A 26,470-nucleotide genomic window follows, 5' to 3' on the forward strand; every position below is an offset into this window, starting at 1 on the left:
AATCAATAGTTAAACATTTTATAGTAATAGTTCTACTATTAATAATGCCTTTTCTTTATCATACCGCCACGGGTATCATTTATACTGCTCATTACCACAAAGGCCTTGGGGTCAATACGCTCCAGTTCTACCGTAAGTTTTCTGATTTCCAGTCTAGTAATAACGGTGTATATGACATCATATTCATTATGTTCCCCCTTTTTTCCATAGCCGCCTTTTGCCTTGTAAATGGTAAGTCCGCGCCCCAGTTCTTCAGAAATCATAAGTCTTACCTCTTCACTTTTTCCTGAAATAATGGTTACGCCCGTATATTCCTCAATACCGTCCACCACAAAGTCCAACGTTTTTGATGCCGCCAAATACGTAAGCATGGAATACAGTGCTGCTTCAATGGAAAGAAGGTAAGCTGCGGCCAAAAAGATGAAAATGTTGATCAATATGATGACATCACCAATCTTAACCCCAAGTTTCCGGCTCAGATAAATGGCCAATACCTCGGTACCGTCCAAAACCCCACCGCCACGAATGCTCAACCCAATACCGGCACCCAAGAAGAAACCGCCAAAGACGGCCACCAGTAATTTGTCCTGCGTTACCTCAGGAAAACTTACCGTTGCCAATACCAAGGCCAAACCTAAAATAGCACATAGCGTTTTTACTGCAAATTGCCTACCTATGACCCTATAACCCATAAAAAGAAAGGGAATGTTCACAAGAACGATCAAAAGGTACAAGGGTAAGGTAGTGACCTCCGTTACCAACAGGGAAATGCCCGTGGCCCCGCCATCTATAAACCTATTGGGCAACAAAAAACTTTCCAGGCCAAAGGCCGCAGAAAATATACCGGACACGATAAATAAGGTATCCTTAAGCAAACTGTTGAACTGCACACCGGACCTACCGGTTTTTAATAGCCTCCGTTTTTCAATAATACCATTGTCATTGGCCATGTACTCTTATTTAAAGGTTCTCTGGGTTAATGGCCAAGCTTTTGAACAAGTTGGCCTTGGCCGTAAAGTACTTGTTCTGTACATCATTTTGTTTTAATTCTGACTCAATTAATTTGCTCTCTCGGGAATTGATCAAAAACAGGGAGCTTTCTCCAAAGCTGAACTTTCGTTCCTCGGCACTCAACAATCGTTGGGAATTCTGGACAATATCAAAAATAAGTTCGTTCTGAAGAATAAAGGAATCCAGTTCTTGGTACAATGCCAGTACTTTGTTCTGTATCTCTACCTCGGCATTATCACGCTCAAACTCCGCATCCTGCAGTTTAAATTTTGCCAAACGCAGATCACCGCGTTCCTTTCTTAGAAAAAGTGGAAACCTAAAACTTAATCCCCCTTTATATTCCTGCGTTTCAAAACTTCTGATCTGGTTGGGTGTTTCCGTCAAAAAATTATATTCTGCATCAATCTTTGGCAATAATTTATTGGCCTTTAACCTGCGGTCCACGGTAAGGCTTTCTACCTTAAAGTTCAACGATCTTAACTTAGGGTGGTTATCCACGGTAAAGCTATCCAAGGGCTTGCCCATAATCTCCAGGGTCATATCAATATCACCCGCAGGATCGGCATCTGGTATAACGTTTTCTTGCACCTCCACAGGAACATCCTCTATCCATAAAAAATTAGAAAGTTCCAAGGTCCTCTTCATAAACTTTACCTTGGCCTGCTCTAAACTCAATGCCCTGTTCTGCACGGCAATTTTAGCCTCTACCGTATCAATTATGGCTCGATCACCGGCCAAGGCGCTGCTTTTTACACCTTGAAACCTAATACTGGCATTTTCCAGAAAGTTCCTGAAAATTTCGGTTTCATTATAGGCTTTTAGCCATTCAAAATACGCCAAGGATGCATCATATAAAATCTGGTTGACCAGTAAATCCTGATCTGCTTTGGTCTGCTCCCTAAAAAACTTGGCCTTTCGTAGGGTGGCCATACGTTCATTGATCCAAAAACCTTGTCCCAAGGACATGGAAACCCCGGCGCTATACAGCCCATCTTCCGGGACAAATTCATCTGAACTGATAAAATCACCATCATTCTGCTCAAAATTCCCTTTGAGCTCAATCCCGTAATAGGTGGGTATTTTAAAGGTGGCGCTCAACCTATCCCAATACTCGGTATCCTTAAACTGTTTACGGTCGTAGTCCACCTCTAATTTAGGATCAAAACCTCCCCTTGCCTTCATTAGGTTGGCCTGGCCTATAGAAATGGTCAACTGTGCCTGTTTGGCAATTGGGTGGTACTTTTTTACATAGCCCAAGTATTCATTGAAGCTAAGGACCAAAGAGTCATTCTGGGCATATCCGATAGTAGCTATCAAAAATGCTGTTACATAAAGAAAATGCCTCATTCTCATTTCTTTTTGGCTTTGGCCATATCATTTTGGGGCTGATAATAGTTTGGAGGGAAACCGTTTAACTGTCGCCATAACTCAAACCAAATGGGCACATCTTCCAGTAACGCGATGGTCTGTGCTCCGGAGCCTACCCTTAAATCTTGCGGCCAAGGATGGTCATCGGGATCTGGGGCCAACAGGATACGATATTTTCCATTGTCACTAATAAATGTTTCTATGGCTACGACTTTTCCACCATAGGTTCCATAGGATACGTTGGGCCAACCACTAAATATGATAACGGGCCAACCATCAAACTGGATACGGACTTTTTCACCAATATGCATCAAAGGCAAATCTATAGGTTCCACAAAGGTTTCCACCGCCATATCATACTTAGCGGGCATGATACCCACCAACCGATCGCCCTCTTTAAAGGTCTCTCCAAGACCGCCCTGGATGGCGCGGTTAATATAGCCGCTTTGCGGCGCCCTTATGTAGTAAAGATCATTCCTCATGGAATAGTTGGTAAACTCATTCTCCAGTTTGGTAACCTGCGCCTCTGAATTAAACTGACTTGCCTGTGCCGTGGAGCGATCACTCTGGGCCTTGGAGATTTTATCCGTGTACTCTGCTTGCACCCTGGTAATCTCTACTTGTGCATTAAGCACCTCGTTTTTACTGGCCAATAGTTTGTTTTTCTGTGAAATTAACTTGGCTTGTGTCTCCTGTAATTTTAATCGCTTTTCTTCCACATCCGTCACCGCCTTTAAGCCTTCAGATTCTAACTGGGTGGTACGATCAAACTGGCGTTGAGCAATGAGAATATTGGTCTCTGCCGCTTCCAAATCTATGCTATCGCTTTGTACCTTAAGTATTGCCTGTAGCAATTTATTCCTTGCTTGCTCTAGTTTTAACCCCCGCTCTGTTATCAAGGCCCCAATTTGGTTGTTAAGGGCGCCTACTTTTTGTTCATAGGAAGTAACGGACATTGCCTTGGCCTTGATCTGCTGTCCGGTACGTTCTACCAGCATAGGGTCAAAATACTCGTTCTTTATTTCGGAAATGAACAAAATGGTATCCCCTTTCTCCACAAAGTCACCTTCCTTGACATACCACTTTTCTATACGCCCAGGAATCTGGGACTGTATGGTCTGTGGACGTTGATCTGGCGTTAGTGTGGTTAAAAAACCACTACCCTGTACATTCTGTGTCCATGGCAAGAACAGGATGATTACAAAAATGATGGCAAATACAATTAAAAACCTATTGAAATGTTTATTGTGCTTGCGTTGGGAAACCCGCCTAACTGCTTTGAACTTGGACAGGTCCACCGTTCTATTTAAGGGAATCTTAGAAATATTCAACATGTCACTAAGCGTTAGATTTAATTTTTCCGTTTTCTATGGTCAAAATCCTACCACATTTCTTAACCCATGTCTTATCGTCACTTACCACAATGAGGCTCCAAGGCTGTTTGGGGTCCACCAAGAAATCCATAATACGTTCTGCCTCATCTTCATCAAATTGGTCCAAGGGATCTCGTAACACCAACAATTTTGGTTTTTTCACTAAGCTCCTTGCCAACACAATCTTTTTGGCAACGGTATAAGAAATCTGCTTCCCTTCAGGATAAATAATGGTATCCAAACCGTTTTCCATCTTTTTGACTACTTTGTCAAGGCCGGTCACTTCTAGTACCCAAAGGATGTCCTCTTTGGTAATATCCGGATTATTAAATGTAATATTCTGCATCAAAGTTCCCTCAAACGGTGTTTCCAATTTAAGGGACTGCCCAACCTTGGAACGGAAATGGTTAAGGTTCTCTGTTTTAAGGCGTACCCCATTCACATAGATGCTGCCAGCTGTTGGCTCTATTAAACCAGAGATTACATGCAGTAAGGTAGATTTCCCTGCACCATTGGAACCTTGTACGAGGATTCTATCTTGTTTCTGAATGGTCATGGAAAGACCATCCAGAATATTTCTTTCCATATCGGGTACCTGATACTCTAAATGGTCCAATTCCATGGTAAAATCTTCTTGATCAAACAATTGCAAGTCTTTTTGTTCTGCCTCCACTTCTTTATCCACCACTTGACCCAATTTTTCAAGTGCTGTTAAGACGTCATAAAAGGACTCCAAACCAATGATCAACTTTTCTACCGAACTAATGACCAGAAGTATGATGATTTCCGCAGCAACAAACTGTCCAATATTCATTTCCTGGTTGAGTACCAGGAGCCCTCCAATAATCAAAAGACCGCCTGTGACCAGAATTTTAAAACCAACCATTTGGATAAACTGAAGTACTAAAATCTTAAAGTGGTTTTCTCTGGCTTCCAAATAGCCGCTCACCAAATAATCGTTTTTTTCCAGTGCCAAATTGGTTTTTCCAGAAAGTTTAAAGCTTACTATGCTCCTAGCCACTTCCTGTATCCAATGTGCCACCTTATATTTTTGCTTGGACTCAATAAGGCTGGTCTCCAAACCACGTGTGATGGTATATTTAAATACCACATAAATCAATACCAATAATAGAATGCCGTAAGCAATAAAAAAAGGGTGGTACAAGGAAAGGAGCAACAGTCCAAAAATAATCTGCAATAGGGCAGTAGGAAAATCTATCAGTAATTTAGAAACCCCTTTTTGAATGTTTAAAGTATCAAAAAAACGATTCGCCAATTCTGGTGGGTAAAAATTCCGCAACTCTGACATCTTTATTTTTGGAAACCTATATGCAAATTCAAAGGAACTGCGCGTAAAGATTTTTTGTTGGATATTTTCAATGATACGTATCTGCATCAACTGTAATACACCGCCAAAAGCAACCCCCAGAGTAACCAAGACCACAAGAACGATCCATGATGTACTTACCTGCGCACCTTGGATTAAATTGATTATGGCCTGTATGCCCAAGGGCAGGGTCAAGCTTACCAATCCCGCAAAAATTGCATAATAGAATACTTGACGAACGTCCTTTTTGTCCAACTTTAAAAGTTTGACCAGGCGCTGCCAAGCCGTTAATATATTTTTAGCCATTTGAGTTGTTTTGGTTTAAGGTTTTAAATACCAAGTCTTTAAAATAAGAGCCTGCCGTCTTTCCTTGGTGGCAACTGGTCAATGTTGGAAAATGCTTTTGTAAAAACAACTGGTGCAACACCCCCTCAAGAATGGTGCTGGCCAAACTTCCGGCATATTCGTAGGTAGGGTCGTATTCCTTTATCATTTCCTCAAAACGGTTTACCATACGTTTATAGATAATAAAATATCCTTCCCTATTTTCTTCATCTACCTCTTTGGTCAAAAAGGATTTAGAAGATTCGTTCACAACAATGTTACTTAATTTTGGCTCATTGATGTGTGCAAAGGTACTGTCTTCATGTATGGTACTGCTTACAATTTCTATAGCTTTTTCCAGTTTTAAACGGGAATCCCCTATACTATTGGTAGAAAACACCAATTGGTACTCCAACCACCCCCAATACCAACTGGTTAAATAAATCAAAAGCTTGTGTTTGTTTTCAAAATAGCGGTAAATGGAACTTTCATTGGACCCAATGACCAGACCAAGCTTCTTAAACGTAAAGCTTTCAAAACCAATATCGTCTATTAAGAGGATACTGTGCTCTATAATCCTTCTGCCCAAGTCCGACGACTCTGGGTCTTTCAGATATATCTTATCGTTGATGGCTATTTTTAGGGTTTGCAAAAGTTTATCCATAAGGCGATCGCTATTCATTAAAAAAGCTAATATAATAGCATTACTTTTATTAAATAATAGTTTAACCTACTTTTAACTAAGGAGTAACTTACCGTTTCTTATCTTTACTTTTACCTAAAGATGAAATATGAGATATATTTTTACGCTATTATTTTTTGTCATACTTAACACCCAAGCACAGGAACAAACGGTTAATTACGTAAAAAAAATTGATCATTTTCCGGAGAGCCGTGGAGATGCTGAAAACGGCCTTATTCTTAGCTTACCAAAGCAAGAGATGGTGCAGTTGGAGCAACAGTTAAATTCCAAATCTGGCCTTGGCCCCATGTTTAACTATTATGGAACCGTTGTGGTGGTCGATCAGATGGATACGCTTCCCAATGGAAACCGTCTACTTGTCCTTCGCAGGGAAGATGGCAAGAAGTTTTATGGTTATAAGGATACGATTAAAGCAATTTTATTGTCCAATCAGAATAAAGAATTAAGTCTAACATTAAATCAACAGTAATATGAAAAAAGTATTTTTTGTAGTAATGATGGCCTTATCAATTTCTTCTATCACGGCCCAGGAAAATTTTGCCAAAGATGTACAAGTTGGGCAGCAAATGATGATCACAGTACCATCATCTGGCAGCTTTCAACATGTAAAGATTCCAAAGAAAAACTTTATCATCAAAAAAGGCGGAATTTGGAATATGGATTCCGTTGACAATGCAGTAGTGAACGTTATATCCATAAGCAACGGTGAGCAACCAAAGGTAACCTTGGAAAGAGCGGACGGTAAAAAGTTCTTTAATGCCTACCGGACTATAAAAGCAAACTTTAACAGTGCTGTGAACAGTGGCGAACTTCAATTTATGAAAGGGTCTCAAAAAGCCAGTATTACCAGATAATAACGACTCCTTTAAAAACACTTTTCATTATTTAGCTAATTAGTATTAATTGGTTTTGAAAGGTGTTTTTTTTGTTCCCATGCAAGATAAAAAAGCACACAATAAACAACAAACTGCAAATGGTGGGCCCTAGAATTAAAAAAGACATAAAAAATTCCTTTACCTATTGTTCTACAACACTTTTAAGCGATTTCATGACTGGCTTTTATCAAAAAAATACGACATTTGCGCAAATTTAAAATTAACAGAATGGATGTAATCACTATTGCAAAAGGAGACGGCATAGGTCCTGAAATTATGGACGCAACGCTTGCAGTATTAGAAGCTGCCGGAGCCCAATTAAAAACCGAGGAAATTCAAGTAGGTGAAAATGTATATTTATCAGGGAACACCTCTGGTATTGCAAAGGAATCTTGGGATACCATAAGAAGAAACAAGGTATTCCTTAAAGCGCCTATCACCACTCCCCAAGGTGGCGGCTACAAAAGCTTGAACGTTACTACAAGAAAATCTTTAGGTCTTTATGCAAATGTGCGCCCTTGCCGCAGCATACATCCCTTTGTCCATACTAAACATCCGGTGATGGACGTGGTCATTATCCGTGAAAACGAAGAAGATCTTTATGCTGGTATTGAACACCAACAGACGGATGAAGTGGTACAGTGTTTAAAATTGATCAGCCGTCCTGGTTGTGAAAAAATCGTGCGCTACGCTTTTGAGTATGCTATTAAGTACAATAGAAAAAAAGTGACCTGCTTCACCAAGGACAATATCATGAAGCAGACCGATGGTCTTTTTCACCAAGTTTTTGATGAGATAGCCAAGGAGTATCCCCAAATAGAGAACGAACATTGGATCATTGATATAGGTGCGGCCAAACTGGCGGACACGCCCGAAGCTTTTGATGTGATTGTAATGCCAAACCTTTACGGTGATGTACTGTCTGATATTGCCGCACAAATCACAGGATCTGTGGGTCTTGGAGGTTCTGCCAATATTGGCGAGGAATGTTCCATGTTTGAAGCCATTCATGGTTCTGCTCCAAGAAGGGCCGGACAAAACTTGGCTAACCCATCCGGACTGCTACACGGTGCCATTATGATGCTTAACCACCTAGGACAGAACGATGTTGCGGAAAAAGTACAGAACGCCTGGTTAAAAACCATGGAAGACGGGATACATACCTATGATATTTATGATGAGAAAACCAGCACCAAAAAAGTAGGCACCAAGGAATTCGCAGAGGCCGTTATCGCGAATCTTGGCCAAAAGCCAAAAACCTTAAAAGAGGTACATTACGATAAAACTGGACCTTTGGTTCTTCCAAAAGTACAACGCAGGCCACCAGCCAAAAAAGAATTGGTGGGTGTTGACCTTTTTGTGCACTGGAGCGGAAAAGATCCAGACGAGTGTGGTGCCATGCTTCAAAAACTTAATAATGATGTGGTCACCATTTCCATGATCACCAACAGAGGCGTAAAAGTCTGGCCAAATGGTTTTGAAGAAACGTTCTGCACCGATCACTGGAGATGCCGCTTTAAAGCAGAAGCTGGAAAAACCATCACCAATGATGAGATTGTACGCTTACTAAGTGATGCAATCAAAGAAAACATCGATGTGATAAAAACGGAGAACCTATACTTTTTTGATGGCAAACAAGCTTTTTCAATGGGGCAAGGGCAATAAGTCCAAAGGTAAGAAGAACAACACCCAAGAAACCATTCAGTTGGTTGAGGGTGTTTTTTCACCTGCCGAGGCGGCGGATGTCCTTCTTACGCTTATCAATGACAAAATTAAGTTCCATACCATACACGCCCTAAAACTAAAAGGGGAACAAGATAGTGATGTAGATCATTCTGAACAGCGGATTTCTGAACTTAGGGAGGCCAAGAAAAGAGTTCATGATTTGGTGATCAATGCAAGGAACAAAGGCCTCAAACTTAACATTAACAGTGTTATCAGTATCTCAGAACAAACTGATGCACCCTTGTCTTAATGGATTTACACCTATTTATAGACAACCTTACCAACCCAGCCCTACTCTTTTTCTTTTTAGGTATTATCGCGGTACAACTCAAAAGCGATTTGGAAATACCTCCAAATTCTTCAAAATTCATTTCCCTTTACCTTTTGTTTTCCATCGGGTTTAAAGGTGGACTGGAACTATCTCACAGCCATTTAAATATGGAGATTCTTTGGTCGTTGGTATTTGGCATCGTGCTAGCCACCTGCGTACCCGTTTATTCCTATTTTATTTTAAGGCGTAAGTTTTCCGTGGAAAACTCAGGTGCCATTGCTGCGGCATACGGATCTGTAAGTGCTGTGACCTTTGTCACTTCCATTTCTTTTCTTGAACTGGAAAACATCACTTTTGGAGGGCATATGGTTGCCGTTATGGCCTTAATGGAGGCTCCTTCCATCATCGTTGGTGTGCTATTGATGTCGATCTTTAAAAAAGAAAAGCAGAAAAAGGGCGATTTTAAAAAAGTAATACACCATGCCGTCACCAATGGCAGCGTCATTTTAATTCTTGGAAGCCTCGCCATTGGGTTTTTGGCAAGCGACCAACAGGCAGAGGGCATTACACCTTTTACCACGGATATATTTAAAGGTTTCTTGGCCGTATTTCTATTGGATATGGGCATTACCTCTGGTAAAAAACTTAAGGATTTTATCAAAAAGGGAAAGTTTGCACTTGGTTTTGCCATAATCATCCCGATCATCAACGGCATTTTTGTGGCATGGTTCAGTCAATTTTTAACCTCGGTTGACGGCAACCGCTTTCTTTTTGCCATACTTGCGGCCAGCGCGTCCTATATCGCTGTTCCTGCGGCCATGCGCATTGCGGCGCCCAAAGCGAGCCCAAGTTTGTACCTGCCCATGGCCTTGGCCATTACGTTCCCCTTTAACATTACCTTGGGCATGCCCCTTTATCTCTATATTGTACAAAACTTTTAACCATTATGGAAAAGCAAAGATGCGGCTGGTGCGTTGGGGACCCTCTTTATGAAGCCTATCACGATAAAGAATGGGGGATTCCTGTGAAGGATGACGCTATTTTATTCGAGTTTTTGGTACTGGAAACTTTTCAGGCAGGTTTAAGCTGGATTACCATTTTAAAAAAGCGGGAAAATTTCAGGACTGCTTTTGACAACTTTCAATATGCACACATTGCCAACTATAAACAACCTAAAATAGATGCCTTACTAAAAGACAGCGGTATTGTTAGAAATCAACTTAAAATACGGGCCACAATTGGCAACGCCAAGGCATTTTTAGAAATACAAAAAGAATATGGGTCCTTTTCTACCTATTTGTGGTCTTTTACCGAGAATAAATCAATCAAGAATAATGTGATAGATTATACCGAGGCCCCAACGACAACCGCCATTTCCGATAGCTTGAGCAAAGACCTTAAAAAAAAGGGCTTTAAATTTGTTGGCAGTACCGTAATGTACGCATTTATGCAGGCCATTGGCATGGTAAATGACCATGAGATAACATGTTTTAGATATGATGAAGTTTAAGTTTTTAGGCTGTATTTTTCTTTTGACCTTAGCGGCACAGGCACAGCTAAAACAAGAACAGGAGTTCCGTGTGGACCGGGAGCAGCTTCCCAATGAAGTTTTACCCTTGTTGGAACCCTACCTTATGGGAGCCAAACGTATTCGTTATTACCAAGAAATAGATGGCGACAAAGCTTCCTTTGAGGTGAAATTTAAAAAAGGTCGTCTTCTCTATAGCGTGGAATTTGCTGAAACTGGAAACCTGCAAGATGTAGAATTTATCATAAAGCCCAAGGATATCCCTGAAGATAGTTTTAATAGGATACTGGCGTACCTATCAACTACCTATGAGTACCATCGCATTAAAAAAATACAACAGCAATACCTTAATCGAGACAACCCAAAAGAAACCCTATACGAAGCGTTCCAAAATCTTTTAATGCCACATTTAAACTATGAATGCATCGTTGCCACCAAAGAAAACGGCAACTATACCACTTATGAAATCACCTTTGATGCATCTGGCACATTCATGGCGGCCAGAAAGGTAGTCAACCCAAACTATGACCATGTACTCTACAATTAAAAGGTGCAAATGGCTTACACTTTTGCTGTTAGCGTATACCTCTGTTTGGGGCCAAGAGAACCTAACGGTCTATTGGCAACCCTCGCTTGCGCTAAACTACAAGGTGAAGAAGAATTACTCCCATAATTTTGCGCTCATCAACAGGAACTTCACCTTTAAGGAAGCGTCCGTTACCTTGGATACCAGGCATGTAGATATCGTCCATTTTTCCAACCTAAAAATCCGGGAGAACCAGAGTATCGCCTTTGGAATCTTGTACCGGTTTAGGGATGCCTTTGATGATGCCGGAAATGAATTACGGCTTACCCAACAATTTAACCTGGTACAACGCCCATTGGTGGTGCGGTATGGCCACCGGTTTAGGACAGAACAGCGCATTACCAACACCAATACCATCCATAGGTTTAGATACCGCTTTACCCTAGATTTTCCGTTAAGGGGTGAAGCGCTTGATCTTGGGGAACCATACCTTGTAGGCAATATAGAAAACCTGCTAAGCGTTGGCAGGCAGGCCAAACCGGAATATGATACCCGTTTTACCCTGAACCTAGGCTGGAAAATCACGGATAGGGCAAAGTTTCAAATTGGTGCGGAATATCGTTTGGAAGACTACGCACAAAACTTACAACACGTCTGTTTTCTATTGACTACGCTAAACTATTCCCTTTGACCATTTGCACAACTTCCAAGAATACAAATGGTTTGGGCATGTGTTCAACAGCATCTAAAGTGATAATCCAACCCTCCAAAAACTCCAACTATTTTCTTTACTTTAGCAAAAACCTACTAATTTACCACATGGTAAGGCATAGGGATAGTCTTAGGAAACAACATTGAAATTAAAAGGCAAGCCCGGGGCGGCATCCCCATTGTTGGTGGCCATAAAATAAAACACATCTTGGGAGCATTAACCATTATTTCATTTATAGGATTTACATTATTTGTTGCTGTCGTATCTTGGTTTGCCACCCGAAAAACCGATGAAAAATCTGCAGACGGGTATTACCTTGGCGGACGTAGCCTAGGTGCAGTTACCATTGCCGGTTCCTTGTTGCTGACCAACCTTTCTGCGGAACAGATTGTAGGCCTCAACGGTCAAGCATTCTCGGAGGGACTCATGGTGATGGCCTGGGAAACCTTGGCAGCAATTGCCATGGTGTTTACGGCCATCTATTTGTTGCCCAAGTACATGACCAAAGGCATTACCACCATTCCAGAATTTGTTGAAAAACGATTTGATTCCCAAACCAAGGCACTGCTTTCCGTTTTGTTCCTTTTTGCATACGCATTAGTGCTTTTGCCTACCATATTATACTCCGGGTCTTTGGCCTTTAGTACCATGTTTGATTTGCCAGAATTGCTCCAAATGGACTCTTGGACGGTAATTTGGATGTGTGTGCTGGCTATTGGGAGTATTGGTATGTTTTATGCCATCTTTGGCGGGTTAAAAGCGGTGGCCGTATCCGATTTGATCAATGCAATTGGCCTATTGATCGGTGGCCTTCTTATCCCAATTTTTGGCTTAAGCCTCATTGGGGACGGAAGTATAGGTGATGGTCTGAGTATCCTTTGGAATGAAAATCCCGAAAAATTTAAACTAAAGGGAGAAGTGGATTCTTCAATCCCGTTTGGTACTATTTTCACAGGGATGATGTTGGCCCAAATCTACTACTGGGGTACCAACCAATCCATTTTGCAACGTGTTTTTGGAGCTAAAAGTTTAAAAGAAGGCCAAAAGGGAATGCTCTTGGCCGCATTTGTAAAGTTTGTGATTCCTATTGTTGTGGTGCTACCCGGTATCATTGCCTGGCATGTGTTCCAAGGAGACTTGGAAAATCCCGATCAGGCCTACCCGGCCTTGGTGGCCAAGGTGCTCCCTGGTGTTTTTACAGGATTTTTTGCCGCTGTGCTCTTTGGTGCAGTGCTGAGTTCTTTTAATAGTCTTTTAAATAGTAGCGCCACCTTATTTGGTTTTGATTTGTATCAAATGCTCTTTAAAAAAGACGCAACGGAAAAACAAACGGTAAAAGCAGGAAAGACTTTTGGCTTTTTTCTGGGTATTGTTTCCATGGTCATTGCTCCCTTTATTATCTATGCTCCAGACGGGCTTTTTAGTTACATCCAACAGTCTTTGGGAAGTTTGAGCGTACCCATATTAGCCGTGGTCATTACAGGCGTCCTCACCAAAAAAGTCCCGGCCATAGGTGCCAAAGTGGTTATGGTTGTTGGGGTGCTCCTTTATCTATTGAGCCTACTGGTCCTTGAACCCCACTTTAGGGAAACCGCCGTGGAAACAGCCATGGCAAGTGGCATTACGGATGGTAAGGATCTAAGCATCATCAAAGCAAACGCATACCCGCACTACTTGCACGTCATGGGAATTTTATTTGTCTTTAACGTTGCGGTCATGTTGGTGTTTGGTGCCTTGAACCCTAAATCTACCACAGCGGTTGAAGAAAGCACCAATGCCATTGACATCACCCCTTGGAAATACGCTTTTGTCATTGGGGCCATTATTTCCGTTCTAGTGGTTAGCACTTATTTTATTTTTACTTAAGGCCTTAGGAGCCTATTAGGGGTTGGGTATCACCGCCAATTACTGCTTGGTATGCGATAACTTTTTGTTTGGTACAGGCTTTGGCAATGCCGAGTGGATTAGGGTGTACTTGAACCCACTGCAATTGTGGTTAGCATTGTTGGCTGCTGGCTTTTCCCAAGTTCACTTTAGTTTCTTAAAAATAATTGGCATAGTCTCCCCGTCAATCGTATTCATATCAATTAATTTTAACGAATTAACCATTTTTAAAGTTGCTGTTTTGTAATATTTAAAATGTGGTGTTTCCAAGTGCGATTCATACGCTTTTTTATCCTCATAAATTTCCAGTATTCTAATTTCCGTCGGATTTTCCTTTTGATACATAGGATAAATAGAAATTACTCCAGGTTCCAGTTCCACCGAAGCCTTAGATTCTTCTTTAAGAATTGATAGGTATTCATCTAGATATTCAGGATTAATCCCAATTTCCGAAATTCTAATCATCATTTCATCCGAATTAAAATTCTCGCTCCATTGTTCATTCTGTTCACATGAAGAACAGACAATTAATACTAGCAATATCAGGATATATTTTTTCATCTATTAGTTATTTAGTTTTCTGCCAACGTTTCGGCTAATCGTAGTGCGGGTGGCAAGGAAACGTAACGTTTTAGCCGTAGCACGAAGCTAAAGCTTTTTGTTTAGTTTTTATTTTTCTTGTCGCAAGCTAAACCGGAAAGATTTAGCGACATTATAAATATACACAGACCCTTCGGCTTTGCCCTAAAGTCTGCATTACGTTAAGGTTTTGTTAGCAAAAGTACTTACATTCCGACAGATGTATTAGCCTTACCCCAATGCCATTTTTTTGAATTTTTTGATTTATCAAGAACATAGGTTTTACTTTGTTCATAGATAAAATCAAACATCTCATAATCACCTTTTAATTCCGTTGTAATAAAAATATTTTTTAGTGTAGGATTGGAATTAATCAATTCAAAATCCGATTCATTTATTGGTAGATAGTTAAAATACTTTGAATTCGCAGGAAACGCATTTGAGTTATTACAATTCAATTCATTTTCACTTGGAATTACTTTTTTAGGGAAGATTGCACTCCAATTTGGATTGGCAATTTTGTTTCCAATGGTTATTTCAATAAACTTGATTAATCCAATGGTTTGATTCTTTTCAGATAAGCAGCTAACAAATTCAGAAATACCTACCTCTGGTGAATAGGAGAAAAAGTCAGGCGCTATGCTTATTGAATATTCTTTTGTTCGTAAGGAACCGCGTCCATTTGTTTGTTGATTTATTTTTAGAACCTTCCTTTCACACAAGTAGATTAGAGTTTGAATAAAATAAATTTCTAATGAAAAACCTTTAATATTCAAGAAATAGTTTAGTTCAGTTGGGTGAACATAAATGTAATTTTCCATTCAGGTTTTATATTTTTGCTAACGTCTGAGCTAAGCGTATTGCGCAAGTAAGGAAACTTTTCGTTTCCGTCTCCGAACAAAGCTAAAGCTTATTGTTTAGTTTTATTTTTTCTTGTCCAAAACTAAATCCATAAGATTTAGCGACATCATAAATATACACAGACCCTTCGGCTTTGCCCTAAAGTCCGCATTACGTTTAGGCATTGAGGCACAGGCTTTATCCGCTAGTAGTCTTGAACTAAAACCTCCGTTGGAATATGTAAAGTCGTATTGAGTTTTCTGATCATGTCCAAAGTCAGTTTTCTTTTTTTGCTTAAAATTTCGCTAACCCTGCTCTTAAATCCCACAACCTCTGCCAAGTCCTTTTGTTTCATTCCCATTTGCTCCATGCGAAATTTGATAGCCTCGATTGGGTCTGGCATTCCAATAGGGAAGTTCTCATTTTCATAACGGTCAATTAAAATAGAGAGGATTTCAAGTTCGTCACCCTTTTCGCTCCCTTTTTTGGCGTCAAAAATCAGTTCAAGCCGCTTAAGTGCATTTTGATAGTCTTTTTCGTTTCTGATAGGTGCTATTTTCATCTTAATTTTCGTTTGCGTTTATTTTATCATATTCCGCGTGGGTTCCAACAAAGCGAATCCAACAGATTTGATAATCGAAATTGATTTTTACTATTAAACGGTATCTATTTCCCTTTATGTTAAAAACAACCCGATTGTCTTTCAATATGCTTGCGCTTGGATACTCTAATTTAAGCTCATTTAAATTTTTAAACCCTGATTTCTCGGTTTCCCTATACCAAGCAGTCAATTGTTGTTCACAGTCGTTATGGTTTGTCCAAAAGTCTCTTAATGTCCCTGTCGCAATTACTCTCAATTCAAATTGATTTAAAACAAACATACAAAAAAAAGTTACCAAAACGGTAACTTTTATTATTTTTTCAGCTTGTGCTTAACAATTGAATAAATGTAGTTCTCGGAACCTCCTCTGCACCTAAGCTTTCCAAATGTTTGGTATGTACCTGGCAATCTATGGCTTTATAGCCGGATGCACCCAACTCCCGTACCATTTTAATAAACGCAAATTTGGAGGCATTGGATACTAAGGTAAACATACTTTCACCACAAAAGACATGACCCAAATCTATGCCGTAGAGGCCACCGACCAAGTCTGTCCCAGCCCAAACTTCATAAGATTTTGCAAAACCTTTTTGATGGAGCTGCAGGTAAGCCTCTTTTATCTTTGGTGTGATCCAAGTTCCTACTTGGTCTTTTCTTTTTTGCTTGGCACAATGATCTATCACACGTTCAAAACAAGTGTTCTTGGTTAGCCTAAATTGTTCCCTTTCCAAAACTTTTTGCATGCTTTTGGATACTTTCAATTTCTCGGGAAAAAGCACCATGCGCGGGTCTGGGCTCCACCACATGACCAAATCGTCTTCATTGAACCACGGAAATATGCCGTTTTGATACGCTAGCAACAGCCTTTCTGGTGAGAGATCACCACCAATAGCCAATAGACCTTCTTCATTGGATTCTTCAACGGAAGGAAATTCTAGCCTATCGCCTAAAAAGAACAAGGGCTTGTTTTTACCTTTGTTTTTCACGTAAGCAATTTTTTCTTAAAATTAGGGATTATTTGGTTACAAAACCAGTAGCCCAAAGAGATAGATAAGCGCCCCAACTACCATAAAAATCAAGGTATAGGGTAAAATTTCCTGAGCTTTGAGCTTGGTAATCCCCAACAGGGGCAGGGCCCAAAATGGCTGTAGCATATTGGTTATCTGGTCTCCATAGGCCAATGCAAGGACAACCTTAGCGTAAGGAACCCCCAAGGCTGCCGCAGATTGTAATACCAATGGCCCTTGAACCGCCCACTGACCACCGCCACTTGGTACAAAAATATTGACCAAGCCCGCACTAAAAAACGTAAATATGGGCAAGGTGGTAGGCGTGCTTACGGATACAAAATAGTCCGATATCTGACCTATCATCCCACTGCTGGACATCATACCCATAATACCAAAATAAAGCGGAAACTGAATAAGAATCCCAGAAACATCCCCAATAGCGGCTTCCACGGCGTTTAAAAAACTTTGGAAACTACCATGCAATAAAATGGCCATGCCCAACATAAAAAGATTCAAGGTATTTGGTGTAATGTGAAACTTTTGTACCGCGGGAAGGTACTGCACGGCAAAAGCCAAAAAAATGATGGTAGCAAAAAGGATACTGAGTCCTTGTGAATAGTTTAAACGATCCGCGCCTTTAGGCCGGACAGATGTATTGGGTTGAAAACGATAGGGAGCTAAGGTGAATTTGGTAGGCTTGGTTCTTTTGCCCAAAACAAACGCCACCACTCCTACCGTCACAAGGACCATGGCAAAGAGTACAAGATTGGAGGGACTAAAAATGGTTTCCGATGTTGATAGTACATCTGGCACCATAAATTGTTGCGCGGCACCGGCCGACATTAAGCTCTTAATATGGCCCGCCTCGGCTACCTTTAGGGGGGCAGAACCACTAATGCCCCCATGCCAGACCATAAGGCCTACATAACCACAAGCCCCGATCAATGGGTAATTTAAAGGCTGTTGATTGCTTTGGGCATGTTCCGCAATCTTACGGGCCAATAAAGCGCCAAAAATAAGGCCCAGTCCCCAATTGCAGAAAGAAACCAACATGGTGGACACCGCAACCAGTACTGCTGCAGTGGCCGTATTACTGGCAAACCGGGTCACTTTAACCATTAGCCGTTCCATGGGTCTGCTGAGTACCAGTACATGTCCCAAAACCAAGATGAGCATCATTTGGTAGGCAAAAACCAACAGGCCGGTGTTCCAGATACCCTGCTCCCAGTAAGAAAGGATGGTAAAGAAATAAGGGCTTTGGGAAGGATTGTCCGTAAAAAAGAAAACCATTGCCATGGTGAACAAAGTCAAAACCACGGCAATGGTGAACGGTGAAGGCAAAAACCTTTTAAAAAATAGGCTTATCGCTTTAGTGATATGCATTCCTTAGAACGGAAGGTCATCATGATCTTCATCATTAACATCATCTGCAGGCTCAAAAGCCTCCATGGGAGGCACTGGTGGCATCCCCTCAGCCGGTGCTTCCTGCTGTACGTTTTCAATCCTCCAACCTTGGATAGAGTTAAAGTACTTGGTTTCGCCTTGCGGATTTACCCATTCCCTGCCCCTTAGGTTGATGCTGATTTTAACAGTCTGCCCAACGCTATAGTTGTTTAACAAGTCGCATTTGTCTTGTACAAATTCCACCATAATATGCTGCGGGTACTGCTCTTCCGTGGTCACTACGACCTCTCTTTTTCTAAACCCATTGTTTCCATAGGTTTTGGTTTCATCAATGACTTTTATCTTACCCTGAACTTCCATTTGATTCGGTTTTGTTTAACGCTTCAAAAATACATAAAATCACTAGTGATATTTAGGATAAGTAGTCTGTGTTTTCAACAATTGGATTGATTTTGCGTTATCTTTAAAATACCGATTGTCACTATAATGAACTTCCATCCCAAACAACGGACACCTAAGCTAATTCTATTGGTCTCTGCCTTTGTTATCGTTAGCCTGATCCTCTGGAACACCAATATCTTTTTTGAAAAGTTCAAACAAGAGGAACGGTTAAAGATGGAAGTGTGGTCATCTGCCTATTCTGAACTTTCCAATGCGGAACTCGATCAAGAGCTTGGCACCTTGCCCCTCACCGTAATGGGGAACAACACCTCTACCCCTATGATATTGGTGAACTTGGATAGCACTATAAAGACCCATAATTTCCCCACGGGACTGGAAAACGATAGTTTGTACATCGCCAAGAAAATTAATCAGTTTTCCAATGAAAATGATCCTATATCCATAAGTTTTAAAGGGGAAAAACTGGCGACGCTCTATTACGGTAATTCAGAGGTGCTTAACAAACTTAAATATTACCCTATAGCCCTGCTCTTAATCATCCTATTGTTTGGTGCCGTCATCTTCTTTTTTTTTAAAACAAATAAAGCATCGGAACAGAACAAGCTCTGGGCGGGCATGGCCAAAGAGACGGCGCATCAAATTGGTACACCATTGACCTCCTTATTGGGCTGGAACGAGCTTTTAAAATCGGAAAACATCAACCCAGAAATCACCAGGGAAATTGAAAAGGATATCGATCGCTTGCAGACCATTACAGAACGGTTTTCCAAAGTAGGCTCCGTACCGGAACTAAAGGTGTACGACATTGTTTCAGAAACCCAAAAGGCTTTTGAATACCTAAAACGAAGAAGCTCCAAACTTATTCATTTCTCTTTTGATGCAGACACCCCACAACTTCCCGTGCCGTTAAACCTGCCCCTGTACAACTGGAGTATAGAAAACCTGGTAAAAAACGGGATAGACGCCATGAAGGGTAAGGGCAATATTGCCATTCAAATAGAAAAACATGGACAATATGTGCACGTCTTGGTCTCCGATACGGGACATGGCATACCCAAAGGGGATTTCCAAAATATTTTTAATCCAGGGGTAACCTCAAAAAAAAGAGGTTGGGGATTGGGGCTTTCCTTGGTGAAACGAATCATAGAAGAATACCATAACGGCAAGGTAAAAGTGCTCACCAGCAACAAGGCAGGCACCGTAATGCAGATTTCCCTAAAGACCAAAGCATAACCATATGGCAAAACAGCAAATGATGTTACTAAAAGAGGCAGAAATCACCAACAATTGCCCAGTATGTTTTAACCAAGAGCTAAAACTCTCTTTCTACCAAAAACACACCGAGGGTATTTTTGTAAAAAAAGTAACTAATCAGGTAGTTCATGAAATAAAATGTAAGACCTGTTTTTCCCTGATCTATCCCGTTAATTGGACTCCGGACATTGAACGTGTTTTTGACTACTACAACAAATTAGTGGTTCCAAAAAAGGCATCTACCCAGTTTAAGCCCTTGTTGTTTGTGGTTATCCTATTGGCGGTTGCCGCTGTAGGTGGTGTACTCTATGCCTTAATGAAAGGTATTATTCAAATGCCGCACTGATCGCTTTTGCGGTTACCTCAAACTCCGTACTGGACAAGGTCACTTTTTTTTGGAAGGTGGCATCTTCCATGTAGCTTAATGGAATAAGGTGTACGTGGACATGGGGCACCTCCAGGCCAATGACCGTTATCCCTACGCGTTTACAATCCACGGCCTTTTCTATGGCGATGGCCACCCTTCTGCTAAACGCCATTAACCCCAAATAGGTAGTTTCATCCAAATCCGTAATCTTGTCCACCTCTTTTTTGGGAATACAAAGCGTATGCCCCTTGGCGTTTGGACTGATATCCAAAAAGGCAAAAAAATCTTGGTCCTCTGCAATTTTATAACAGGGTATTTCCCCTGCCACGATCTTGGAAAAAATACTTGCCATATGGTGTTTGGTTATGCGTGGTTCTGTATTGCCCCAAATGTAAACAAACCCGTGGTGCATTTTGAATGCTTTTTAGATTTAAAACCGTCAGTTCGAGTTTTTTCTGGAAGAAAAAGTATCAAGAAGAAGGTTTCAATGCTAAAATTCTCATTCTCGATACTATTTTTCCGATACTTCGTATCAAAAAATCACTCGAATTGACGAATTTTCATCAGAATGCAAAATGGGTTAAACAAGTATTTTTAGTAATGGTCGTTAGCGGCTGTTGTTTACACGTGTAAACTGGCTTGGCCTTTGTTTTAAATAGTACCCTATACGTGCCATGCTACTGAAAATGCACCTACCCCTCAAAAAAACAACTATTTCCCCGGTGTTTTGGGGGTGTGTCCACCTAAATAACGATTTTCCAAGATTTGGCTTTTTTGCAGTAACACCTTGTGAATTTTTGTGCTGTTTACTTTTTGCACCTCTGGGCAATGGGGCTAGGGTACGCAATAAAAAATCCCGACTTGATCATAGCCGGGATTTCCTTTTTTCTGAAAGCGCTTTTGCTTAGGACCTTGTAATCTCTAGAACATCAAATTTAAGGGTACCGTTGGGGACGTTTATTTCTGCGGTATCCCCCACTTTTTTTCCAAGCAATCCTTTACCTATTGGAGAATTCACGGAAATTTTTCCGGCTTTTAAGTCCGCTTCGGATTCTGCCACCAAGGTATACTTCATTTCCATACCATTGGTTTGGTTTTTAAGCTTTACAGTAGACAAAATCAATACTTTTGAGGTGTCCAACTGGGATTCATCAATTAACCGGGCATTGGCCAAGGTCTCTTCCATTTTAGAGATTTTCATTTCCAACAACCCCTGTGCTTCCTTGGCGGCATCATATTCCGCATTTTCGGAAAGGTCTCCCTTATCACGTGCCTCGGCAATGGCCTCTGAGGCTTTTGGCCGCTCCACATCCCGTAAATGGTCCAATTCTTCCCTTAATTTTTTTAGTCCCTCCGGGGTATAATAAGATACTTTGCTCATTTTGTTTGCGTTTATGACATGGCCACTCTAGGTATACAACAACCTCTTGTGGACATTATTTAATGGAAAAATCCTCTACTAAGGCTTTTACACGGCCTTTTAGCGAGGATTTAACGCAAAGATAGCTAATTTTAAATGATTTTTGCTGCAAATTTTGCTTTATGAAAACACGTTTGTACTTGATTTTGATGGTGTTATGCCTTGCTTGTGATAGTGAAACCCAAGTACGGAACCCCTTTTTACAAGAAGTGAATTTTAGTTTTGACCTGAATTTAAACCTGCCCCTCTACAATAACCTCAATAATATTGGCAATCCGGTATACGTGGGCAATGACGGGGTTGGCACACGGGGCGTCTTTGTGATGCGCACCAGCCTAGATAGTTTTTTTGCCTTTGAGGCCAGCTGTCCCAACCACGCCCCAAATACATGCTCCACCATGACCATGGATGGGCAAGAGGTCACTTGTGCTTGCGAAGATTTTACCTACAGTTTGTTTACTGGACAGCTGTTAAACAGACCTGCCGATGGCAACCGCTATTACGACCTGCTATTTTACAACACTAGGGTAAGCGGCAATACTGTGGTGGTGTTTAATTAAGGCCCCACAGCCCCCAAAGGGGGTACTTATGCTAGTCCCCCAAAAAGCTATTCGCTACATACCATTAACTTGTTCTGCAAATTAGAATGTTCATTTAGCCATTCTCAGGGATGAAGAAACATACGGTAAATGGCTACGGCTGCGTAAAGTCAAAAACCAACTTTTGATATCCTAGTTGTGAATTCTCCAAACCATTCTTTCTTAACCACCCCAAAAATTCGTTCACATTGTCCTTTTCCAATACCCCCCAATTGTTAACATCGCCATAAAACGGATTGGTATACTCTTGACTCTTTAGAAGGTCGATACCATGGTCACCTATTGCGATATGTGGTTCAATACAGCTTACTGCCGCTTCAGGATGTTCTTGTGCGTATAGAAATCCCTTTTTGGTGGCTTCCAAAAAAGCCTTGTACTGTTTATGATTGCCTTCAACCTGGTTTTTATTGGCCATCAACACAGGGGAATAACTATAGGGAATATCATAATCCGCCATTTTAAATGAGCGCAATTTCACCCCTTTGGCTTCTGCATGGATTCCTTCCCAATTGGTAAATATCCAAGTGGCATCCTGTTTGCCCGACAGTAAGGTTTCCCAAATCCCTAATTTATTGGGATAGGTGATCTGTAAGTTGCCTTTGCCTCCATCATTTTTTATCATTTGCGCTACAATATGGTCTTCATAACGCGCCTTGTAAGAAGCATAACTTTTGCCATCCAGGTCTTTTGGGCTTTGGATGGTGCTGCTTTCCAAAACGGTTATAGCACTGATATCTTCCCTAAAGATGGCGGCAATGGCCACTGCATTAAATGGATTGGATTTAGTATGGTAACTAATGATACTTTCAAAAGGGCACAGAGCCACATCTGCCAGCCCCAACTCAACTTTTTTGGCTGGTGTTACGGCATAATTATCTTCATCTGGGGTAATCAAGGAAACCTCCAGCCCGGCTTTTGCATAAAATCCTTTGGCCTTTGCCACATAAAAACCCGTATGGTTGGTATTGGCGGTCCAGTCCAAGGCTACTTTAAATGTTTGCATACCTAAAAGTTTAAGGTTGCCCCAAGAAGGAAGTTAATTCCCGCTTGCGGATAGAAAAAAGATTCCTCAAAGAACACATATCCGTTATTTTCATACTCCAAATCAAAAATGTTATTTACCTGGGCGGTAAATACAACAGATTTCAATAAGGATAGCTTGTTAATAGTGTATTGCAAGTTAACATCGTTCACAAAATAAGCATCTATGGCATTACTATCCGTATTGGTCATAAACTGCTCACCAACATATTTGGAAAAGAAGCTGGCGTTAAAAGAATCCGTGAAAGCGTAAGTGATGACATTGCCCACCACAATATCCGGGGAAAATGAAATATTGGTGTTTCCTAAATTGGTAAAGCCCCCCTGTCCATCTTCCTGCAGAAAATCTATATTCCTGTTGGTACTCAAGGCGATGTTTGGTCTAAAATTCCATTTATTAAGATTAAGATTTGCATCAACTTCCAAACCAAACCTATAACTCTGTCCGCTGTTGGTACGTATGGGGAATCCTACCTCGTCCAATTCTCCCGTTAATACCAATTGGTTTTCAAAATCCAAATAGTAGAGGTTGGTGTTCAACTGAAAATTAGTGGAGACATAGCGCCAGCCCAACTCAAAATCATTGAGGCTTTCCGGTTCTGGATCGCCCGTTTCAAAATCTACCCGTGCCGGTTCCCTATTGGCACGGGCGTAAGAGAAATAAAGGCTATTCTGGTTGTTGGGCCTATAGGTAAGACCTGCCTTTGGGTTAAAGAAAGTAAAGTCTTGATTTACCGCCAAGGCTACGGATGGATCAAAAAGTGGTCCGTTGGCCTCATAACTGATATGGCGCAGTTGTAGGTCCCCAAAAAGGGATAGTTTATCATTCAGCTGGTAAGTGGCCTTCACATAGCTATTAAAATCCCGTTTATCACTTTCATTCTCATAGAACCGGAAAGGAAAACTGGGCAACGGGGCAAATTCCGTTGCGGTCACTTCACCAAACTGTTCACCATCATACCTATTGAAACCACCGCCTATGACTGCGTTCCAATTAGCATCCGTATAATTTAAACTAAAAACAGTACCATAAAAATCGCTGTTCAAGTGCCTACGGGTAGTTAAATCCGATCGTTCTATGGTTTGCCCGTTGGCCTCAAAAGGCTGCAAACGGTAAAAGGCCAGATCGCCATTGAAAAAACTGGGGTCAGACTCAATGTACTGCTCAAAAAACCCACGGCTATTGGTGTAGTGAAATGAGACGTTGCCCACCCAATGATCACTAAAGCGCTGGGTAAGGTGCAATTGGTAATGGTCTTGTTTGTAATTGTCCGTCTGGCGATCGTAGAACTGTGGGTTCCCGTCCGCATCCAAGTACAGTCCGTCATCATTAAAGGTGCGATCAATGTTCAACCTTTCCCTGTTCAATCCAAAAAAGGAAAGCCCGGCAATTTCCTCACCCCCAAATACAACGGCCTTGATCAAGGTATTGTCATCCTTATAGATGCCATCAAAAAAATAGGAGCGCAGGTCAGAAAAGGCGCGGTCCACAAAACCATCGGATTTAATTCTTGAAAGCCTACCGGAAAAGGCAAAGTGATCGTTAAGCATACCGGTTCCAAAACGCAGGGTATGCTTTCTGGCTCCAAAACTACCAATGCTATTGGCTATTTGGGTAAAGGGCTCCTCCGTATGGGTATCCGTCAGAATATTGACAGAGGCTGCAAAGGCACCCGCCCCGTTGGTTGATGTACCCACGCCACGCTGTACTTGGATATTTTCTATGGAAGATGCAAAATCCTGAAGGTTTATAAAGAACGATGTCTGGCTATCGGCATCATTATAGGGTATACCATTGATGGTGACATTGATGCGGGAATTATCGGAACCACGAATCCAAAAATCGGTGTAACCGATGCCCGTACCATCAAAACTGGTGGTCACTACGTTTGGAAGGTAATTTAACAATATGGGAATATCCTGCCCTAAGTTAACCTTCTGAATCTGTTCCTTTTTAAGATTGGTAAAGGTGACCGGAATTTTGGTAGTTGCCCTGGATGCGGACACTACCACTTCATCCAAGGTAACTTTTTTGTTTTGAACGGTATCCTGCTGTTGGTTTTGTGCAGTTACCGATAACGCAAGCCCAAAAAGGGCTAAAATAGAGAACATAGAGTGTTTCATTCGTAAGAAATTATTACGAATAAAAGGGGCTATTATTCAAGGTTAACAATTAATTTTTGTCAGCTATCTGACAACCCGGATTGAAGTTGATGCCAAAACCAGCGCACCGTCTCACTCCTCATAAAAAGACCTACCGGACCTTTTTACTCGTCTGTCCCTTGGCGGCATTACCCGCCCAGGTTCTTTGGGTATAATCTCAGCTTTATCCTGGTGGTTGACCAAAACTCCGCACCCCTTTGAGATGGGACAAATGTAATGTTGTTTTTATAATACCGCAATGCTTTTTTTAAGTTTGCGGAAAATAAAAATTTAGGCGTTTGGTTTAGTGGCTCTTAGGTTTAAACCAACGACCATATTGATCAATATACACCGTTCTCCTAGTCCCGCTTTGCAAGACCATAATAAGCTTAAATTGATTCTTTGAGTTTTTATAGACAGCCGCCAACTTAGAGGTAGGGTACTGTTTTAGAATTTCCTCGACTACTGGGGGCGTAAGTTCACTGGAATCTACCTTTTTAAATTCTTCTGTGGTTATCTTAAAATTAACCCCATCTCCTTTATTGGGAGTCATTTCCACATTGGTAAAGGATGTTAACAAGACAAGTGCTAAGAGTTTAAACGTCATTTTTATGTTTTTTTCTTCTCTATGTACGGGCAAGAGTGGGTCTTTAGTTGTTGTATGTACCAAAAAAAAAGACTGCTTTCGCAGTCTTTTCAAAATCCGTTGTAACCCTAGTATTCGGGGGGAACTAAAAGTTACAAGGGGTTTAGATAGCTAATGGTTATTGTAAAGTACTACCTATGGCTTTGTTTTAGTTTACCTACTTTATAAAGGGTAATGACACTTATGGCATACCCAAAACTTAAAATTGCGATGAGCACCATGGCCCACATTATATTTGACAACATTATTTTTTTCTTTTTTTAAAAAAGGGCCGTAATCAAGAAAACGGCCCTTTCAACCAAATCAACCAACCAAAGGTCTTTCTACAAAGTAGTTTAAGACCTATTCTTCTGTTTTGTAATATCTTTTTTATCGGTATCAACAATATTGTCATTTACGGAAATCTGCTTTTTGATGTTTAGCGACTTTTCCAAAGCGGTTTCCTCACTTTCACTTACCACATGTGCTCCAACAAGTAGCATGGTGATCGTTGCTATTCCGTAGATTGATGTTTTTACTATATCGTTCATCCTATAAT

General features: G+C 41.0%; 30 protein-coding genes. 12 read left to right on the forward strand and 18 right to left on the reverse strand.

The window, feature by feature from the left end:
• Positions 1-38: 38 nt before the first annotated feature.
• From I595_RS05680 to I595_RS05700, 5 genes are read right to left on the reverse strand one after another with little or no spacing between them, the layout of a single operon-like run.
• Entirely contained in the window at positions 39-950 is a 912-nt protein-coding gene (locus I595_RS05680) for a YitT family protein (protein WP_083467504.1), read from the reverse strand.
• 10 nt (positions 951-960) lie between these two features.
• Positions 961-2,358: a TolC family protein gene (locus I595_RS05685; protein ID WP_054558411.1), complete on the reverse strand. Its 1,398-nt coding sequence runs from the start codon at positions 2,356-2,358 to the stop codon at positions 961-963.
• 2 nt (positions 2,359-2,360) lie between these two features.
• Positions 2,361-3,713 (reverse strand): HlyD family secretion protein, encoded by a 1,353-nt coding sequence (locus I595_RS05690; RefSeq protein WP_054558412.1) that lies wholly within the window; start codon positions 3,711-3,713, stop codon positions 2,361-2,363.
• 4 nt (positions 3,714-3,717) lie between these two features.
• Complete coding sequence (locus I595_RS05695; RefSeq protein ID WP_054558413.1) at positions 3,718-5,385, reverse strand: peptidase domain-containing ABC transporter; 1,668 nt, start codon at positions 5,383-5,385, stop codon at positions 3,718-3,720.
• Complete coding sequence (locus tag I595_RS05700) at positions 5,378-6,067, reverse strand: TetR/AcrR family transcriptional regulator (RefSeq protein ID WP_054558414.1); 690 nt, start codon at positions 6,065-6,067, stop codon at positions 5,378-5,380. The genes I595_RS05695 and I595_RS05700 overlap by 8 nt, the downstream gene beginning before the upstream one ends.
• A 127-nt stretch (positions 6,068-6,194) precedes the next feature.
• Here I595_RS05700 and I595_RS05705 point away from each other — a divergent pair, with 127 nt between their 5' ends.
• The 9 genes from I595_RS05705 (at position 6,195) to I595_RS05745 (ending at position 13,609) form a co-directional block, all read left to right on the forward strand.
• On the forward strand, positions 6,195-6,575 hold the full coding sequence (locus tag I595_RS05705) for a hypothetical protein (protein WP_054558415.1): 381 nt from the start codon (positions 6,195-6,197) through the stop codon (positions 6,573-6,575).
• A 1-nt stretch (position 6,576) separates the two neighbouring features.
• Positions 6,577-6,960 carry a hypothetical protein gene (locus I595_RS05710; RefSeq protein ID WP_054558416.1) on the forward strand — a complete coding sequence of 128 codons (384 nt, stop codon included), beginning with the start codon at positions 6,577-6,579 and terminating at the stop codon, positions 6,958-6,960.
• Positions 6,961-7,209: 249 nt separating this feature from the next.
• The gene (locus I595_RS05715; RefSeq protein WP_054558417.1) at positions 7,210-8,646 is read left to right on the forward strand and encodes an NADP-dependent isocitrate dehydrogenase; all 1,437 of its coding nucleotides are present in this window, start codon (positions 7,210-7,212) and stop codon (positions 8,644-8,646) included.
• Positions 8,609-8,956, forward strand: a complete 348-nt coding sequence (locus I595_RS05720) for a hypothetical protein (RefSeq protein WP_054558418.1) — start codon at positions 8,609-8,611, stop codon at positions 8,954-8,956. Before I595_RS05715 ends, I595_RS05720 begins: the two co-directional genes overlap by 38 nt.
• Positions 8,956-9,918, forward strand: a complete 963-nt coding sequence (locus I595_RS05725; RefSeq protein ID WP_054558419.1) for a sodium-dependent bicarbonate transport family permease — start codon at positions 8,956-8,958, stop codon at positions 9,916-9,918. Before I595_RS05720 ends, I595_RS05725 begins: the two co-directional genes overlap by 1 nt.
• 5 nt (positions 9,919-9,923) lie before the next feature.
• Positions 9,924-10,487, forward strand: coding sequence for a DNA-3-methyladenine glycosylase I (locus I595_RS05730; RefSeq protein WP_054558420.1), 564 nt, complete (start codon positions 9,924-9,926; stop codon positions 10,485-10,487).
• Entirely contained in the window at positions 10,474-11,052 is a 579-nt protein-coding gene (locus tag I595_RS05735) for a hypothetical protein (RefSeq protein WP_157449652.1), read from the forward strand. Before I595_RS05730 ends, I595_RS05735 begins: the two co-directional genes overlap by 14 nt.
• Positions 11,036-11,722 (forward strand): DUF2490 domain-containing protein, encoded by a 687-nt coding sequence (locus I595_RS05740; protein WP_157449653.1) that lies wholly within the window; start codon positions 11,036-11,038, stop codon positions 11,720-11,722. Before I595_RS05735 ends, I595_RS05740 begins: the two co-directional genes overlap by 17 nt.
• 228 nt (positions 11,723-11,950) lie before the next feature.
• Positions 11,951-13,609, forward strand: a complete 1,659-nt coding sequence (locus tag I595_RS05745) for a solute:sodium symporter family transporter (RefSeq protein WP_054558423.1) — start codon at positions 11,951-11,953, stop codon at positions 13,607-13,609.
• Positions 13,610-13,771: 162 nt separating this feature from the next.
• On the opposite strand, the gene I595_RS05750 is transcribed toward I595_RS05745, so the two are convergent.
• From I595_RS05750 to I595_RS05780, 7 genes are all read right to left on the reverse strand, one after another.
• The gene (locus I595_RS05750; protein ID WP_054558424.1) at positions 13,772-14,188 is read right to left on the reverse strand and encodes a putative quinol monooxygenase; all 417 of its coding nucleotides are present in this window, start codon (positions 14,186-14,188) and stop codon (positions 13,772-13,774) included.
• A 224-nt stretch (positions 14,189-14,412) separates the two neighbouring features.
• Positions 14,413-15,027, reverse strand: coding sequence for a hypothetical protein (locus I595_RS05755; RefSeq protein ID WP_054558425.1), 615 nt, complete (start codon positions 15,025-15,027; stop codon positions 14,413-14,415).
• 224 nt (positions 15,028-15,251) lie between these two features.
• Entirely contained in the window at positions 15,252-15,608 is a 357-nt protein-coding gene (locus I595_RS05760; RefSeq protein ID WP_054558426.1) for a helix-turn-helix domain-containing protein, read from the reverse strand.
• A gap of 1 nt (position 15,609) precedes the next feature.
• Positions 15,610-15,903 carry a type II toxin-antitoxin system HigB family toxin gene (locus tag I595_RS05765; protein WP_054558697.1) on the reverse strand — a complete coding sequence of 98 codons (294 nt, stop codon included), beginning with the start codon at positions 15,901-15,903 and terminating at the stop codon, positions 15,610-15,612.
• 64 nt (positions 15,904-15,967) lie between these two features.
• A complete protein-coding gene (gene aat / locus I595_RS05770) occupies positions 15,968-16,633 on the reverse strand; it encodes a leucyl/phenylalanyl-tRNA--protein transferase (protein ID WP_245628231.1) in 666 nt (221 codons plus the stop codon).
• A gap of 36 nt (positions 16,634-16,669) precedes the next feature.
• A complete protein-coding gene (locus tag I595_RS05775; RefSeq protein ID WP_054558427.1) occupies positions 16,670-18,040 on the reverse strand; it encodes a short-chain fatty acid transporter in 1,371 nt (456 codons plus the stop codon).
• A 3-nt stretch (positions 18,041-18,043) separates the two neighbouring features.
• Positions 18,044-18,421, reverse strand: a complete 378-nt coding sequence (locus tag I595_RS05780; RefSeq protein ID WP_054558428.1) for a DUF3127 domain-containing protein — start codon at positions 18,419-18,421, stop codon at positions 18,044-18,046.
• Between the two features lie 126 nt (positions 18,422-18,547).
• Between I595_RS05780 and I595_RS05785 the strand changes: the two genes are divergently transcribed.
• Both I595_RS05785 and I595_RS05790 read left to right on the forward strand, forming a co-directional pair.
• Positions 18,548-19,696 (forward strand): sensor histidine kinase, encoded by a 1,149-nt coding sequence (locus I595_RS05785; RefSeq protein ID WP_054558429.1) that lies wholly within the window; start codon positions 18,548-18,550, stop codon positions 19,694-19,696.
• A gap of 4 nt (positions 19,697-19,700) precedes the next feature.
• Positions 19,701-20,063 (forward strand): hypothetical protein, encoded by a 363-nt coding sequence (locus I595_RS05790; RefSeq protein ID WP_054558430.1) that lies wholly within the window; start codon positions 19,701-19,703, stop codon positions 20,061-20,063.
• On the opposite strand, the gene I595_RS05795 is transcribed toward I595_RS05790, so the two are convergent.
• Positions 20,044-20,436 carry an HIT family protein gene (locus tag I595_RS05795; RefSeq protein ID WP_054558699.1) on the reverse strand — a complete coding sequence of 131 codons (393 nt, stop codon included), beginning with the start codon at positions 20,434-20,436 and terminating at the stop codon, positions 20,044-20,046. The two genes, I595_RS05790 and I595_RS05795, sit on opposite strands and share 20 nt — an antisense overlap.
• Before the next feature lie 552 nt (positions 20,437-20,988).
• A complete protein-coding gene (greA, locus tag I595_RS05810) occupies positions 20,989-21,465 on the reverse strand; it encodes a transcription elongation factor GreA (RefSeq protein ID WP_054558433.1) in 477 nt (158 codons plus the stop codon).
• Between the two features lie 161 nt (positions 21,466-21,626).
• Here greA and I595_RS05815 point away from each other — a divergent pair, with 161 nt between their 5' ends.
• Positions 21,627-22,064: a Rieske (2Fe-2S) protein gene (locus I595_RS05815; protein WP_054558434.1), complete on the forward strand. Its 438-nt coding sequence runs from the start codon at positions 21,627-21,629 to the stop codon at positions 22,062-22,064.
• A gap of 133 nt (positions 22,065-22,197) precedes the next feature.
• Here I595_RS05815 and I595_RS05820 read toward each other — a convergent pair whose 3' ends face one another.
• The 4 genes from I595_RS05820 to I595_RS05835 form a co-directional block, all read right to left on the reverse strand.
• The gene (locus I595_RS05820) at positions 22,198-23,106 is read right to left on the reverse strand and encodes an ABC transporter substrate-binding protein (RefSeq protein WP_054558435.1); all 909 of its coding nucleotides are present in this window, start codon (positions 23,104-23,106) and stop codon (positions 22,198-22,200) included.
• A 2-nt stretch (positions 23,107-23,108) separates the two neighbouring features.
• The gene (locus I595_RS05825) at positions 23,109-25,268 is read right to left on the reverse strand and encodes a TonB-dependent receptor (protein WP_054558436.1); all 2,160 of its coding nucleotides are present in this window, start codon (positions 25,266-25,268) and stop codon (positions 23,109-23,111) included.
• Positions 25,269-25,590: 322 nt separating this feature from the next.
• Entirely contained in the window at positions 25,591-25,893 is a 303-nt protein-coding gene (locus I595_RS05830) for a hypothetical protein (protein WP_157449654.1), read from the reverse strand.
• Positions 25,894-26,267: 374 nt separating this feature from the next.
• On the reverse strand, positions 26,268-26,462 hold the full coding sequence (locus tag I595_RS05835; RefSeq protein WP_157449655.1) for a hypothetical protein: 195 nt from the start codon (positions 26,460-26,462) through the stop codon (positions 26,268-26,270).
• Positions 26,463-26,470: the final 8 nt, after the last annotated feature.

Origin of the sequence: Croceitalea dokdonensis DOKDO 023, from assembly GCF_001306415.1 — a bacterium.
Taxonomy (GTDB): Bacteria; Bacteroidota; Bacteroidia; order Flavobacteriales; family Flavobacteriaceae; genus Croceitalea; species Croceitalea dokdonensis.

Bases quoted from the DNA above. Each gene is read 5' to 3' on its own strand.
- I595_RS05680 (WP_083467504.1), bottom strand. From the start codon at position 950: ATGGCCAATGACAATGGTATTATTGAAAAACGGAGGCTATTAAAAACC.
- I595_RS05685 (WP_054558411.1), bottom strand. From the start codon at position 2,358: ATGAGGCATTTTCTTTATGTAACAGCATTTTTGATAGCTACTATCGGA.
- I595_RS05690 (WP_054558412.1), bottom strand. From the start codon at position 3,713: ATGTTGAATATTTCTAAGATTCCCTTAAATAGAACGGTGGACCTGTCC.
- I595_RS05695 (WP_054558413.1), bottom strand. From the start codon at position 5,385: ATGGCTAAAAATATATTAACGGCTTGGCAGCGCCTGGTCAAACTTTTA.
- I595_RS05700 (WP_054558414.1), bottom strand. From the start codon at position 6,067: ATGGATAAACTTTTGCAAACCCTAAAAATAGCCATCAACGATAAGATA.
- I595_RS05705 (WP_054558415.1), top strand. From the start codon at position 6,195: ATGAGATATATTTTTACGCTATTATTTTTTGTCATACTTAACACCCAA.
- I595_RS05710 (WP_054558416.1), top strand. From the start codon at position 6,577: ATGAAAAAAGTATTTTTTGTAGTAATGATGGCCTTATCAATTTCTTCT.
- I595_RS05715 (WP_054558417.1), top strand. From the start codon at position 7,210: ATGGATGTAATCACTATTGCAAAAGGAGACGGCATAGGTCCTGAAATT.
- I595_RS05720 (WP_054558418.1), top strand. From the start codon at position 8,609: ATGGCAAACAAGCTTTTTCAATGGGGCAAGGGCAATAAGTCCAAAGGT.
- I595_RS05725 (WP_054558419.1), top strand. From the start codon at position 8,956: ATGGATTTACACCTATTTATAGACAACCTTACCAACCCAGCCCTACTC.
- I595_RS05730 (WP_054558420.1), top strand. From the start codon at position 9,924: ATGGAAAAGCAAAGATGCGGCTGGTGCGTTGGGGACCCTCTTTATGAA.
- I595_RS05735 (WP_157449652.1), top strand. From the start codon at position 10,474: ATGATGAAGTTTAAGTTTTTAGGCTGTATTTTTCTTTTGACCTTAGCG.
- I595_RS05740 (WP_157449653.1), top strand. From the start codon at position 11,036: ATGTACTCTACAATTAAAAGGTGCAAATGGCTTACACTTTTGCTGTTA.
- I595_RS05750 (WP_054558424.1), bottom strand. From the start codon at position 14,188: ATGAAAAAATATATCCTGATATTGCTAGTATTAATTGTCTGTTCTTCA.
- I595_RS05755 (WP_054558425.1), bottom strand. From the start codon at position 15,027: ATGGAAAATTACATTTATGTTCACCCAACTGAACTAAACTATTTCTTG.
- I595_RS05760 (WP_054558426.1), bottom strand. From the start codon at position 15,608: ATGAAAATAGCACCTATCAGAAACGAAAAAGACTATCAAAATGCACTT.
- I595_RS05775 (WP_054558427.1), bottom strand. From the start codon at position 18,040: ATGCATATCACTAAAGCGATAAGCCTATTTTTTAAAAGGTTTTTGCCT.
- I595_RS05780 (WP_054558428.1), bottom strand. From the start codon at position 18,421: ATGGAAGTTCAGGGTAAGATAAAAGTCATTGATGAAACCAAAACCTAT.
- I595_RS05785 (WP_054558429.1), top strand. From the start codon at position 18,548: ATGAACTTCCATCCCAAACAACGGACACCTAAGCTAATTCTATTGGTC.
- I595_RS05790 (WP_054558430.1), top strand. From the start codon at position 19,701: ATGGCAAAACAGCAAATGATGTTACTAAAAGAGGCAGAAATCACCAAC.
- I595_RS05795 (WP_054558699.1), bottom strand. From the start codon at position 20,436: ATGGCAAGTATTTTTTCCAAGATCGTGGCAGGGGAAATACCCTGTTAT.
- greA (WP_054558433.1), bottom strand. From the start codon at position 21,465: ATGAGCAAAGTATCTTATTATACCCCGGAGGGACTAAAAAAATTAAGG.
- I595_RS05815 (WP_054558434.1), top strand. From the start codon at position 21,627: ATGAAAACACGTTTGTACTTGATTTTGATGGTGTTATGCCTTGCTTGT.
- I595_RS05820 (WP_054558435.1), bottom strand. From the start codon at position 23,106: ATGCAAACATTTAAAGTAGCCTTGGACTGGACCGCCAATACCAACCAT.
- I595_RS05825 (WP_054558436.1), bottom strand. From the start codon at position 25,268: ATGAAACACTCTATGTTCTCTATTTTAGCCCTTTTTGGGCTTGCGTTA.
- I595_RS05830 (WP_157449654.1), bottom strand. From the start codon at position 25,893: ATGACGTTTAAACTCTTAGCACTTGTCTTGTTAACATCCTTTACCAAT.
- I595_RS05835 (WP_157449655.1), bottom strand. From the start codon at position 26,462: ATGAACGATATAGTAAAAACATCAATCTACGGAATAGCAACGATCACC.